Origin of the sequence: Micromonospora sp. NBC_01655 (assembly GCF_026339755.1) — a bacterium.
Lineage (GTDB): Bacteria > Actinomycetota > Actinomycetes > Mycobacteriales > Micromonosporaceae > Micromonospora.
In genome coordinates, this window is sequence record NZ_JAPEQF010000001.1 from 6,013,922 (window position 1) to 6,026,776 (window position 12,855).

At 74.8% G+C, this 12,855-nt stretch carries 12 protein-coding genes; 7 read left to right on the forward strand and 5 right to left on the reverse strand.

Annotated features, from left to right (window positions below):
- Positions 1-48: 48 nt before the first annotated feature.
- The gene (locus OOK41_RS26435; RefSeq protein ID WP_266267097.1) at positions 49-1,281 is read left to right on the forward strand and encodes a hypothetical protein; all 1,233 of its coding nucleotides are present in this window, start codon (positions 49-51) and stop codon (positions 1,279-1,281) included.
- A 124-nt stretch (positions 1,282-1,405) separates the two neighbouring features.
- On the opposite strand, the gene map is transcribed toward OOK41_RS26435, so the two are convergent.
- Positions 1,406-2,188, reverse strand: a complete 783-nt coding sequence (gene map / locus OOK41_RS26440; protein WP_117666530.1) for a type I methionyl aminopeptidase — start codon at positions 2,186-2,188, stop codon at positions 1,406-1,408.
- Positions 2,189-2,252: 64 nt separating this feature from the next.
- On the opposite strand from map, the gene OOK41_RS26445 reads away from it, so the two are divergent.
- Both OOK41_RS26445 and OOK41_RS26450 read left to right on the forward strand, forming a co-directional pair.
- Positions 2,253-2,555, forward strand: coding sequence for a helix-turn-helix domain-containing protein (locus OOK41_RS26445; protein ID WP_117666529.1), 303 nt, complete (start codon positions 2,253-2,255; stop codon positions 2,553-2,555).
- A 136-nt stretch (positions 2,556-2,691) separates the two neighbouring features.
- The gene (locus OOK41_RS26450) at positions 2,692-3,252 is read left to right on the forward strand and encodes a hypothetical protein (RefSeq protein ID WP_117666527.1); all 561 of its coding nucleotides are present in this window, start codon (positions 2,692-2,694) and stop codon (positions 3,250-3,252) included.
- On the opposite strand, the gene OOK41_RS26455 is transcribed toward OOK41_RS26450, so the two are convergent.
- Complete coding sequence (locus OOK41_RS26455; RefSeq protein WP_266267098.1) at positions 3,234-3,404, reverse strand: hypothetical protein; 171 nt, start codon at positions 3,402-3,404, stop codon at positions 3,234-3,236. The two genes, OOK41_RS26450 and OOK41_RS26455, sit on opposite strands and share 19 nt — an antisense overlap.
- Before the next feature lie 141 nt (positions 3,405-3,545).
- On the opposite strand from OOK41_RS26455, the gene OOK41_RS26460 reads away from it, so the two are divergent.
- Together OOK41_RS26460 and OOK41_RS26465 are read left to right on the forward strand one after the other, a co-directional pair.
- Positions 3,546-4,412: an S-adenosyl-L-methionine hydrolase gene (locus tag OOK41_RS26460; RefSeq protein WP_266267999.1), complete on the forward strand. Its 867-nt coding sequence runs from the start codon at positions 3,546-3,548 to the stop codon at positions 4,410-4,412.
- A gap of 32 nt (positions 4,413-4,444) precedes the next feature.
- Entirely contained in the window at positions 4,445-4,687 is a 243-nt protein-coding gene (locus OOK41_RS26465; RefSeq protein ID WP_117666525.1) for a CPCC family cysteine-rich protein, read from the forward strand.
- A 36-nt stretch (positions 4,688-4,723) separates the two neighbouring features.
- On the opposite strand, the gene OOK41_RS26470 is transcribed toward OOK41_RS26465, so the two are convergent.
- Complete coding sequence (locus OOK41_RS26470; RefSeq protein ID WP_266268001.1) at positions 4,724-5,902, reverse strand: hypothetical protein; 1,179 nt, start codon at positions 5,900-5,902, stop codon at positions 4,724-4,726.
- Between the two features lie 213 nt (positions 5,903-6,115).
- Here OOK41_RS26470 and OOK41_RS26475 point away from each other — a divergent pair, with 213 nt between their 5' ends.
- Positions 6,116-6,985 carry a zinc finger domain-containing protein gene (locus OOK41_RS26475; RefSeq protein WP_266267099.1) on the forward strand — a complete coding sequence of 290 codons (870 nt, stop codon included), beginning with the start codon at positions 6,116-6,118 and terminating at the stop codon, positions 6,983-6,985.
- Positions 6,986-7,192: 207 nt separating this feature from the next.
- Positions 7,193-10,837 (forward strand): multicopper oxidase domain-containing protein, encoded by a 3,645-nt coding sequence (locus tag OOK41_RS26480; RefSeq protein WP_266267100.1) that lies wholly within the window; start codon positions 7,193-7,195, stop codon positions 10,835-10,837.
- A 4-nt stretch (positions 10,838-10,841) separates the two neighbouring features.
- Here OOK41_RS26480 and OOK41_RS26485 read toward each other — a convergent pair whose 3' ends face one another.
- Positions 10,842-11,624, reverse strand: coding sequence for a hypothetical protein (locus tag OOK41_RS26485; protein ID WP_266267101.1), 783 nt, complete (start codon positions 11,622-11,624; stop codon positions 10,842-10,844).
- Positions 11,625-11,719: 95 nt separating this feature from the next.
- On the reverse strand, positions 11,720-12,592 hold the full coding sequence (locus OOK41_RS26490; protein ID WP_117666517.1) for a PspA/IM30 family protein: 873 nt from the start codon (positions 12,590-12,592) through the stop codon (positions 11,720-11,722).
- Between the last annotated feature and the right edge of the window lie 263 nt (positions 12,593-12,855).

Below are 12,855 nucleotides of genomic sequence, written 5' to 3' on the forward strand. Positions count from 1 at the left end.
AACGATCCGCAGATCGTCCACGCGCTCACCCAGCGAAACTTCACCCCGGTGTTCGCCGCGGCGAAGGCGGCCGGGTTGAGTTACAACGCGATCGCCGCCGCGTGCGGAATGAAGACCGAGCGGGTCAGCCTGATCGCACGTAGCAGCGCCACCGTCACGAGCATCGACACCGTTGAACGGATCGCTGACGGCTTGCACATTCCGGGTGGGATGGTCGGTCTCGCTGAGCGATGCTGGGAGAAGCAGCCTGCACGCCATCCGTCGAGCAGGACAGGAGACGATCTCATGAAGCGCCGTCAACTCCTGCGGGGTGCTCTCGCCGCCGGCCTGACCACCGCCTCGCTGACGCACATCACCGAGGCGCGGCAGAGTGGCGACAGGGCCCTCACCGTTACCGGCACCACCGACCTGGCCCACATCGAGTCAGCCGCCGAACAGCACAGCTACGGCTACCGGGGACGCCCACCCACCGACGTGCTCGCCGACTTCGTCGCCGACTTCAGCGAGATGACCCCCCTGCTACGCCGGCCGCAACACGCGGCAGCCCGGGCCCGGCTGTCCCACCTCACCAGCATGATCGCGGGAATGACCGCCATCGTGCTCCACGACCTCGGCAACCGACGCGAAGCGCACGCCTGGTTCCGCACCGCCGCTCGGGCCGCCGAGGAGTCCGGCGACCGAGCGCTGCACGCCTGGGTGCTGGCCCGAGAAGCCATGGTGCCCCTGAACTTCGGCGCACCGCGTACAGCCGCAGACCTCGCCGAGCAAGCCCGACACGTCGCCGGCAAGGGCACCACCGCGGCGGCCACCCTCGCCTCCGCCGTCGCCGCCCGCGCCTACGCCATCAGCGGCCAACGCGACAAAGCCCTGGCCGCGCTCACCGAAGCCGACCGCCTCGCCGAGCATCTGCCCGCAGGCGAACGTACCGACTCCTGGTTCGGCCACTGCGAACAGAAGCACCGGGTGCACCTCTCCCACGCCCTCACCGCGCTCGGCGAGACCACCCGGGCCCGGCAGAACCAGGCCCAGGCACTGGCGCTGTCGGCACCCACGAGCGCCCTCACCCGCACCCTGATCCGGCTCGACGCCGCCATGTGCGACCACCGCGACGGCAACTCCATCGACGGCTGCCACGCCGCCACCCTGGCACTGATCGACCTTCCAGCCCGCTTCCGAACCGACCTGACCCGCAAACGCGCCCTGGACCTGTACCGGGAGATGCCGGCACACCTTCGAACGTTGCCCGAAGCTCAAGAGTTCCGAACCATGCTGACACCCTGACGAACCACGAGGTCGACCCAGAAGCCGACCTTCAGCGCGAGATCGCGCACGCCGTTACGCGCGGACCGGGCCCGTCAAGCAGATCGAGGGTGACCTGACGGGTGCAGCCGGTGAAACGGGGTCCTCACGAGTGCGCCTGCTTCGGCAAGGTGAGGATTTCGGCTCCGTCGCTGGTGATGGCGATCGTGTGCTCACTGTGTGCCGTCCGGCAGCCGGTCGCACTTCGGAGCGTCCACCCGTCGGCATCAGTGATGAGTTCAGCGGTGTCCGCCATGACCCACGGTTCCAGTGCCAGCAGCAGCCCCGGGCGCAGTCTGTATCCACGACCGGGCCGTCCGGTGTTCGACACGTGCGGGTCCTGGTGCATCGTTGACCCGACGCCATGACCTCCGAACTCGGTGCTGATCGGATACCCCGCTTCGGACAGGGTTGAGCCGATGGCATGGGAGATGTCGCCGACGCGAGCCCCAGGGCCGGCAGCGGCTATCCCCGCGTACAGCGCGCGTTCGGTCGCGCTGATCATCGCGACGCTCTCCGGGGGCTTTGAGTCGCCCACGATGAAGCTGATGGCAGAGTCCGCAACGACCCCACCCTTGGAGACGGCGAGGTCGAGTGACAGCAGATCGCCGTCGGCAAGCGTGTAGTCGTACGGCAGTCCGTGGAGCACGGCGTCGTTGACGGACGTGCAGATGTAGTGGCCGAACGGCCCGCGTCCGAAGGATGGCTCGTAGTCGACGTAACAGGACACCGCACCAGCCTCGACGATCATGGTCTCGGCCCACCGGTCGATGTCCTGGAGGTTGGTGCCTACTGCGCTGCGGCTCTTCAGCGTCTGCAAAATGTCAGCGACCAGGGCACCCGCCTCCCTGGCTCGGGGCAGTTCGGTGGGGTTCAGGATCTCGATCATGCGACGCCTTCCACGCGACCAATAACTATCCCGGCCATACTATCCCGGTACTAGAATCGGAGCCATGGTCAGGTTGCCGCTCACACCCGCAGAGGTCGAGCGCGGACAGCGCCTCGGCGCCCTGTTGCGTCGCGCCAGGGGAGAGCGCTCGATGCTCGTGACCGCGCTCGATGCACGTGTCTCACCGGAGACCCTCCGGAAGATCGAGTCGGGCCGCGTAGCGACCCCTGCCTTCCCGACCATCGCTGCGATCGCCGATGTCCTCGGCCTCTCCCTCGATGCGGTGTGGGCCGAGATCAACCAGCCCGCACGTGGTGTCGAACCGACCGGCTCTGGTCACAACGCACGTGAGCGGTTGGCCTCGTAGGTCTCTCCGGCCACCCCGGAGGGCCGGCCGCTGTCGCATCGCTGCCAGAACCGCCAGGCGAATAGAGAAATCCCTATGCTTGTCGTTGTTCCCGGCACCGTCGCCCGCGCCTGCCGTTCCGCCACGGAGGTGACCCGTGTCCCCCAACCACGCCCCGCCCACGTTCCGCCGCCGGCGTCCCTCCACCCTGCTCCTGGTACTCAGCCTGATGCTGGGCCTGGCCGCCCCCACGGCGCTGACGACCCCAGCGTCGGCTCGGCCCACCCCGCAGGCCGCCGATCCCCTCTGCTACGCCAGCGGTTTCAGCCAGCCTCCGGACATCAGTCGCCCACTTGCCCTGACCTGGTCGCACGTCGGTAGCCGGTCCAACGGCAGTTACACCTACCGGTACTGGATGGTGCAGGAGTTGAGCGGGTCGACGTGGTACTACCGGAACAGCTACGTGGCCAGCTGCTCCGGCGACTCGCTGCTCTCCAGCACCGAGATCCCGACGACCGACGGGTTCGGCACCGCGGCCTGCACCAGCACCGCCGACCGCTACCCGGCGGAGTCGGAGGCCGAACGGTTCGTCGGGCAACGCACCTCCTGGCAGCGGCCGTACCTCGCGATCCTCACGTTCCGGTACTGGCACCAGGAGTGGTTCTCGTACGCCACCCTGCGGTGGGCCTACGGATCCAGTTACGCGGTGCGGTGCTGAGTCACCGTCCCGCTCGCGGCGTCGTCCGACCGTCCCCCGACCAGGGGGCGATCAGGCGGGCGCGGGCGCTCCGGGTCCCGGCCGCGCAGCCGCTCCTGCCAGCGGCCAGGTAGCGGCTCGTTGCGGCCGGGCACCAGCAGCACGCGGGTCATGCCCGAGAGGTTAGCGTCGAGCCGGCAGCCCGCCGCCCTCGCGGCGGGCGGGAGGGGTACGGCGTGGTGAGCGTACGACGGGCGGAGCCGACGGACCGGGCGGCGACGGACGTGCCGCACGAGCGGGAGCCGGGGGCGGAGGTGACCAGCGGGCCGCGAGACGGCGTCGGCGATGCCCCGGCGTGGATCTCGCTGACCACCGACTACGGCCTCGCCGACGGGTTCGTGGCCGCCTGCCACGGGGTGCTCGGGCGGCTCGCCCCGGCCGCCCGGGTGATCGACGTGACCCACCTGGTCCCGCCGGCCGACGTGCGCCGGGGCGCCGCCGTGCTCGCCCAGACGGTGCCGTACCTGCCGGTCGGGGTGCACGTCGCGGTGGTCGATCCGGGGGTGGGCACCGCCCGGCGCGGGATCGCCCTGGCCACCCCGGGCGGGCTGCTGGTCGGGCCGGACAACGGGCTGCTGCTGGACGCCGCCACCGCGCTGGGCGGCATCACGTCCGCCGTCGAGCTGACCAACCCGCACTGGCTGGCCCCCGAGGTGTCCCGCACCTTCCACGGCCGGGACGTCTTCGCCCCGGTCGCGGCCCGGCTGGCGCTGGGCGCCCCGCTGGCCGACGCCGGCCCGGCGGTCGACCCCGCCGGCCTGGTCCGGCTCCCCGAGCCGGTGGTCCGATCGGGCGACGGCGGCCTCACCGCCGAGGTGTTGACCGTGGACCACTTCGGCAACGTGCAGCTCGCCGCGCCGGGCGGGCTGCTGGCCGCGCTGCCGGCCCGGCTGCGGGTGGCCGGCCGCCCGGCGACGCACGGGCGCACCTTCGGCGACGCCCCGCCGGGCGAGCTGGTGGTGCACGTGGACTCCGCGGGCCGGGTCGCGGTGGCGGTGAACGGCGGCCGGGCCGCCGACGTGCTCGCGGTCGGCCCGGGTGACCTGGTGTCCGTCACCGCGGCGGCCGAGGAGCCGCCCGGCCGTCCGGCGGGTGCCGAAATCGGACCACTGCCGGACTGATGCCCGGTGGCCGGTTGTGGAATGCTCTTCCGGTGGGTGATCAATGGGTTCCGTCGGCATGCCCCTGCTGCGCGTCCAGGACCGGTGGCGGCACGTGCCCGGTCTGCTTCTGGACCGACGACGGCCAGGGTGACGCCGACGCGGACGTGGTGCGGGGCGGCCCGAACGGCGACCTGAGCCTGTCCCTCGCGCGGCTCAACTTCGCCATCTACGGTGCCAGCCACCCCCGCTACCAGGACATCGTGCGCCCGGCGCGCCCCGAGGAACGCCCCTGACCGGGGCGCACCGGATCGGGGCACGCCGGACGGCGGTCAGCAGCGCGGCGCGGTGCCGCCGTACACGGCGGAGATGTACGCGTGGCTGACGTACTGCCCGCTGGCGAGACGGTTCCACCGGTTCGTGGTCCGGTAGGGACCGCTGACGGTCTGACCGGTGACGTAGCACTCGATCGGCACGTGGGCGTACGTGGCGGCGAGGCCACGGGCGGCGTACCCGGTGCCGGGGCCGGCGCGGAGGTTGAGGGGGCCGGAGCCGACCACGCCGTGCGGGCCGGTGCCGGTCCACAGGTACGCGACGTCCACCCAGGCGTTGCCGGTGAGTTGCAAACCGTCCCAGAAGGTGCCGTCGGCGAGGTCGACGCCGCCCGGGTTCAGCACGGTCCGGCCGAACTGGTCCCGCCCGCCGTGGTAGCCGTCCTGGTACGCGGCCTGCGCCTCGGGGCGGCCCTGGGGCAGGTCCTTCCAGTTCTCCCGGACGGCGCTGGGGTTCCAGTAGTCGTCCCGGGTGTTCCACGGCCCGACGTCCCAGACCGGCGCGTACTCGCAGCGGCTGCCGCTGGTGGTGCAGACCCGGACGGTGTAGTCGCCGGTGCCGAGCGGGGACAGTGAGCGCCGGGACGGCAGCGCCGCGAAGTGGTCGCGGGACGTGACGACGTGCCCGTTGGCGGTGGTCTGGCCGACCAGCCCGATCCGGGTGGCGTAGACCCGGTAGCTGCGCCCCGGGGTGGCGGCGGCGACGGCCGCCCGGTCGGCGGTGAGCTGGACGGCGCGTACCGCCAGGGTGGCCCCGGCGGCGCGGGCGGTGAGCAGCACCCGGGCCTGGACCCGGGTGACCGGCTGGTCGAAGACGGCGGCCGGGCCGGCCGTCCGCCACTCGGTCCAGCCGGCGGCGCGCCAGCCGCGCACCTGGACCTCCACCTCGGCGTCCGGGCCGGCGTCCGCGGCCACCTCGGCGCGGACCCGGGTGGCGGGTCGGGTCAGGGCCTGCTCCGGGCTCAGGTACGCGCCCTCGGCGACCGGCGCGTGCCGGTCCAGGGCGGCGGAGGTGACGGCACGCGGCGCCCGGTCGGCCAGCCGGAGCCCGCCGTCGGCCCAGCGGGCGTTGAGGCCGCCGGTGCGGGACAGGTCGACGTCCCACCGCTCGGTCGGCACGACCGCGTCGGCGGCGGGGGCGGACGTGGCAGGTACGGCGGCGGCCGGCCGCAGGGCCAGGGCGGGCGGGACCGGGGCGGCGGCCGGGGAGAGCGCGACGGCGAGGGCGCCGACGAGCAGCGGGGCGAGGACGAGGGTACGGGTACGACTTCGCGGATGATTCACGTTGTTCCTCCTCAGAACACCCCGATCGTTACGTTTCCCTGGATAGATGGGAACCTCAGTACAAATAGCGATACATGCGAATCCCACTCGGGGAGGGAGAATGGTGGGGTGCCCGAAGGCGACACCGTCTGGAACACCGCCCGCGTCCTGCACCGCGCCCTCGGCGGGGCCCGGCTCACCGGCTCCGACTTCCGGGTGCCGGGGCTGGCCACCACCGACCTGACCGGCTGGACGGTGCGCGAGTCGGCCAGCCGGGGCAAGCACCTGCTGCTGCGGCTGGCCGCCCCGGAGCCGCTGCCCGCAGACCCGGCCGACGGGACCACCCACTGGACGCTGCACTCGCACCTGCGGATGGACGGGGCCTGGCGGGCGTACGCGCCGGGCGAACGCTGGACCGCCCGGCCCGCGCACCTGATCCGGGCGGTGCTGCGCGGCACGGAGGCCGTGGCCGTCGGGTACCACCTGCACGAGCTGGCGCTGGTGCCGACGGCCGAGGAGGGCGCGCTGGTGGGCCACCTCGGGCCGGACCTGCTCGGCGCGGACTGGGACCCGGCCGAGGCGGTCCGCCGGCTCGCCGCGCACCCGGCGGCGACGATCGGGGAGGCGCTGCTCGACCAGCGCAACCTGGCCGGCGTGGGCAACCTGTACAAGTGCGAGGTGCTGTTCCTGCGCGGGATCTCGCCGTGGACCCCGGTCGGCGCGGTGCCCGACCTCGCCGGCACGGTGGCGCTCGCGCGCAAGCTGCTGGCGGCCAACCGGGGGCGGTGGACCCAGAGCACCACCGGCTCGCTGCACCGGGGGCGGACCAGCTACGTGTACGGCCGGCGGGCGCAGCCCTGCCGCCGGTGCGGCACCGCGATCCGCAGGGAGGAGTTGGGCGAGCGGGTCACCTACTGGTGCCCGGCCTGCCAGCCCGCCCCGCCGGGCGACGCGCCGCCCGCACCGGCGGCCCCGCTGACCCGACCCGCGCCCCGCTGACCCCGACGGCCGGGGCCGGGCGACGCCCTGACCTGCCCCGACGCACCCGTCCCACGGTCCGGGACGTCGACAGATAGGGACGATTGGGTAATTCCTAACCCGGGGTCCGACGTCGCATGCTGCGGTTGAGTGCTCACCGATCGTCAACAGGCGCGACGGCCGCCCCGAGGGGGTGGCGGCTGCCGCGCCTCGATCCCGGGGAGAGCCATGGTGCTGTTCCGCAGACTGCGCTCCAACCGCACCGACCGGGCCGTCCGCACCGGCCGGGAGGCCGGGCCGACCGTGCCGGGGGCCCGGGCCGCCGAGGCGGCGACCCCCGCCCCGGCCAGCCTCGACCCGGCGGCGGTCCCGCGCTGCTTCGGGCCGGTGCCCAACTTCGCCACCAGCCCGCTGCCGGTCCCCGACGGGCGGGGCGGGACGGTGCCGGGCACCGGCCTGCGCAAGTTCGTCGACGCGCTGCCGGGCCCGGGCGAGGCGGGCCGCACCGAGCTGGGCGGGTACCTGCCGGTGGGCGTCCCGGACACCATCACCTGGCCGGGCTGCGACTACTACGAGATCGGCCTCCAGGAGTACGCCCAGCGTCTGCACCGCGACCTGCCCGCCACCCGGCTGCGCGGCTACCGGCAGCTCAACCTGGGCACCGACGGCTCCGGGCACAACACGGTCGCCCCGCCCGACCGGCCGTACCTGCTCGGGCCGGTGATCGTGGCCCGGCGGGGCCGGCCGGTACGGATCAAGTTCATCAACCAGCTTCCCACCGGGCAGGCCGGCGACCTGTTCCTGCCCGTCGACCCGTCCCTCGACGGCGCGGGCGTCGGTCCGCTGGACGGTCCGGCGCCGTACCCGCAGAACCGGGCGGTGCCCCACCTGTACGGCGGGCAGACCGGCTGGATCAGCGCCGGCAACCCGTGGCAGTGGGTGACCCCGGCCGGTGAGATCACCCCGTACCCGACGGGGGTGGGGCTGACCCACGTGCCGGACATGCCGCCGCCCGGCCCCGGGGCGACGACCCTGTACTACCCGAACGAGCAGAGCGGCCGGCTGATGTGGCTGCACGACAACACGCTCGGCCTGTCCCGGCTCACCGTCCACTCCGGTCAGCTCGCGCTCTACCTGCTCACCGACCCGGCCGAGGAGCGCCTCGTCGCCGACGGCGTGCTGCCCGCCGAACAGCTTCCGCTGGTGATCCAGGACCGCACCTTCGTGCCGGACGACACCCAGCTCGCCGCCCAGGACCCGACCTGGGACCGGGACCGCTGGGGGGCCCGCGGCAGCCTGTGGCACCCGCACGTCTACCAGCCCCGACAGAACCCGTACCGGGCCTCGGGCGGCAACCCGACCGGCCGCTGGGACTACGGCCCGTGGACGGGTCCCCCGCCGGGCCGGGAGGCGACGGCCCGACCGGGGCCGGACCCGGAGCCCGACGGCCACCCCGTCGGGCCGGCGCCGAACCCGCACCACGACCCGGTCGCCGCCCCCGACGAGCCGCCGCTGGCCCCGGGCGTGCCGCACCCGTCGGCGGTGCCCGAGGCGTACGGGGACACCCCGCTGGTCAACGGGGTCGCCTACCCGTACCTGACGGTGGCGCCGAAGGCGTACCGGTTCCGGATCCTCAACGCCTGCGCCGACCGCGGCCTGAACCTCCAGCTCTACCGGGCCCGCTCGGACGGGCCGATGTGGGGCCCGGACGGCGAGCTGCGCGACGCCGACGCGGGCGAGGTGCCGATGGTGGACGCGGTCCGCTGCCCCGGCCGCCCGGCGCACTGGCCCACCGACGGCCGCGACGGCGGGGTGCCGGACCCCGCCGCGACCGGGCCGGAGTTCGTCCAGGTGGGCAACGAGTGCGGGCTGTTGCCCGCCCCGGTGGTGCTGCCCAACCGCCCGGTGGGCTACCGGTACGACCGGCAGGACCCGACCGTGCTGAACGTCGACGGGCACGCCCTGCTGCTCGCCCCCGGCGAGCGGGCCGACGTGGTGGTCGACTTCTCCGCCGTCCCGCCCGGGGCCACGGTGCTCCTGTACAACGACTGCCCGGCCCCGCTGCCCCGGTTCGACCCCCGCTACGACCACCACACCGGCGCGCCGGACCGCACCGCCGTCGGCGGGGCCCCCGGCACCCGCCCCGGGTACGGGCCGAACACCCGGACCCTGCTCCAGTTCCGGGTGGCGGGCGAGCCCGCCGAGCCGTTCGACCTGGCCCGGCTCGCCGACCGGCTGCCCGCCGCGTACGCGGCCAGCCAGCGCCCGCCGATCGTGCCCCAGCCGGCGTACGACGCCGCGTTCGGCACCCGCACGGCCCGGGAGACCGTGGTCACGGCGTACGCCACCTCGGTCAGCTTCACCCCGGCCGGGGCCGCCGCCCCGGTGACCCTGCCGCTGGCGGTGAAGGCGGTGGGGCAGGTGTTCGAACCGGCGTACGGGCGGGTGGCCGGCCGGCTCGGGGTCGCCCACCCGAACGCCGGACCGCTCGGCCCGGTGACCCTGCCGCTCGGGCCGGTCGACCCGGCCACCGAGACCCTGGTGATCGCCGACCCGACGGTCCCGATCGGCGCGCCCGCGGACGGCACCCAGCTCTGGCGGATCACCGGGGACGCCGGGCAGACCCACCCCGTGCACGTCGGCGGCTGCGACGTGCAACTCGTCAACCGGGTCGGCCGGGACGGCACGATCCGCCTGCCGGAGGCCAACGAGTTGGGGTGGAAGGAGACGATCCGGGTCAACCCCCGGGAGGACGTGATCGTGGCGCTGCGTCCCGTCGCGCCCGCCCTGCCGTTCAAGCTCGGTGACAGCGTCCGGCTGCTCGACCCGACCCGCCCGGCCGGCGCCCGGATCGGCTCGACCGCGGTCAGCCCGCTCGACGGCCGGCCGGCGGCGGTGGTGAACCAGTTGGTCAACATGGGCTGGGAGTACCGCTGGCACAGCCAGCTCGGCGGCCACCGGGACCAGGGCATGAGCCGCCCGCTGGTGCTGCGGGTCGCCCCGAAGGCCCCGACCGGGCTGACCGCCACGCCGGTGGCCGGCTCGGCGACCGTGCTGCCGGCGATCGCGCTGACCTGGACCGGCAACGGCAGTCACCCGCCGGCCCGCAGCCACCTGCTCCAGCGGGCCACCGACGCCGCGTTCACCGAGGGGGTCACCGCGATCACGGTGGCCGCCGCCGCCTCCCGGTACACCGACGCGACGGTCACCCCGGGGGTGACGTACCACTACCGGATCCGGGCGGAGAACGAGGTGAGCTGCTCAGCCTGGTCCAACGGGGTGCCGGCGGGGGTGCGGCTCGCCGCCCCGTCCGGGCTGGTCGCGGCGGTCCCGCCGGCCGCGCCGCCACGGGTGGCGCTGCGCTGGGCGAACCGCTCCTTCGCCACGGGCGTGGACGTGCAGCGGGCCACCAACCCCACCTTCACCAGCGGGCCGGTCACCACGGCGATCGGGGTGGGCGAGCAGCACGTGGACGCCGTGGTCGCCCCGGAGACCACCTACTACTACCGGGTGCGCACCACCTACCTGGGCGCGGCGTCGCCGTGGTCGACGGTCGCCACCGTCACCACTCCGCCCCGGCCAGCGCCGCCGACGGCGCTGGCCGGCGCCGCGAGCGCCCCCGCGCCGGACACGGCGACGGTGGCGCTGACCTGGGCGGCGGGGCCGCCGGGTGGGCCGGGGGCCGGGTTCGTGGTGCAGCGCGCCCTCGACCCGGCGTTCGAGCGGGAGGTCGTCGCGTTCACGGTGCACGGGCGGGGGTTCACCAACACCGGGCTGGCCCGGGGCGTGACGTACCACTACCGGGTGCGGTCGTTCAACGTGGTCGGCAGCTCGCCGTTCACCTCGCCGGTGGCGGTGACCACCCCCGGCTGAGCGGTCAGCGGGGGGCGCGCAGCGGGTCGCCGACCGTGCGTAGCTCGGCCAGCGCCGAGGCCACCCCGTGCAGCAGGTCGGTCGCCTCGGCGAGCCGGGACGCGGCGGCGTGCTCGGTGCTGGGGCGGGCGTCCTCGGCCAGGTAGCCGGCGGCGGCCACCACCAGCCGCTCGTACGCGGTGACCCCGCTCTGGAGCTGCGTGGACAGCTCGCGGTGGGCGTCGGCGAGCGGTGCCCGGGCGTCGGCCGGGGCGAGTTGCAGGGCCCGCTCGACGCTGGCCACCCGCCCGGCCAGCTCGCGCAGCGAGCGGTCCGCGGCGGCGGCCTCCAACACGGCCGGCTCGGCCAGCCCGGTCAGCCGGCCGGCCATCCCGCCGAGGGTCAGCGCGGCCCGGTCCAGCCGGGCCCACGGCTCGGCCACGCTGGTGCCACGCAGGGTCAACCGGGACCGCACCCGGCGCACCTCGGCCAGCACCCCCTGCCCGGCGGGGAGCCGTTCGACGGCGGCGACCAGCCGGGCCCGGGACCGGGCGGCGGCCTCGGCCGGGTCGAGCGCCGGGGGCGCGGGGCGGGCCGCGTGGGCCCGCAGGTCGAGCCAGCGCCAGGCGGCCAGCGCCACCGCGCTGCCCGCGGCGCCGGCCCAGGCCGCGTCGGGCAGCCCGAGCCCCGCGTACGGGGTCAGCACGGCCGCCGCCCCGGTCAGGCCGCCGCCCAGGACACTCCACCGCCGGGCGGACCGCCGCAGCCGGCTCAGTTGACGGAAGTACCGTGCTCGCTCGTCTGCCACCCGTGCCTCCTCGATCCGGCCGCCCCGGCCTTCGGCGCGCCCGCCGCCGGCCCCGACCGGCCCTGGTGCCGCCCGACCAGCGGCGCTGCTGCCGCTCAGCCGGCGGCGGTGCTGTCCCCGGTGCCGCGCTCCTGACCCATGCTGGCCCGGATCTGGTCGAGCCGGGCCGCGGCGGCCGGGTCGGCGGCCGGCGCGGGCTGGCCCTGCTGCCCCGCCGCCGAGCGGTCCTGCCGGCCGGCGAGCTGCTCGCCGGCCATGCTGGAGCGGATCTGCTCCAGCCGGGACGAGCCGGCCGAGTCCAGCGTCGCCTTCTGGATCTCCAGCATCCGGCCCTCGACGGAGTTGCCGGCCAGCTCGGCCCGGCCCATCGCGGTGGCGTAACGCTTCTCGATCCGGTCCCGCACCTCGTCCAGCGAGGGGGTGCTGCCGGACGCGGTCAGCGAGGACATCGACTCCAGCGAGCGGGCCACGCTCTCCTGCATCTTGGCCTGCTCGAGCTGGCTGAGCAGCTTGGTGCGCTCGGCCAGCTTCTGCTGGAGGATCATCGAGTTGTTCTCCACCGCCCGGCGGGCCTGCGCGGCGGCGCCGAGCGCCTGGTCGTGCAGGGTCTTCAGGTCCTCCGTGGCCTGCTCGGCCGAGACGAGCTGGGTGGCCAGCACCTGGGCGGACTGCTCGTACTTGCCGGCCTCCGCCTCGTCGCCACGGGCCCGGGCCTGGTCGGCGAGGACCAGGGCCTGCCGGGCGTTGCCCTGGAGGCGCTCGACCTCGGACATCTGCCGGGACAGCTTCAGCTCCAGCTGACGCTGGTTGCCGATCACCGCCGCCGCCTGCTGGACCAGCGCCTGGTGCTGGCGCTGCGCCTCCTCGATGGCCTGCTGGATCTGCACCTTGGGGTCGGCGTGCTCGTCGATCCGGGCACCGAAGAGCGCCATCAGGTATTTCCAGCCCTTGACGAACGGGTTCGCCATCTCCGCGGTATCCCCTCAGTTAGAGTCGCGCCGCCTCGGCCGTGCCGGGCGGTCCGGTGGTCGCACGCGACAGTGGCCCCATCGTCCCAGCCGGGCGCCAGCCCGGCCGTCCGTACGCCACGAGCGGCACGCGCCACCGTCTGATCAACAGTACGCGGCGGGGGAAAGCCCGGCCACGTCGTCGGCGGCCGGGGTTTGGGCCGCGCGCGGTCGGGCCGGCGGGCGGCGACGCGCCGGCCGGGGTGGCCGCGCGCAGGACCGGG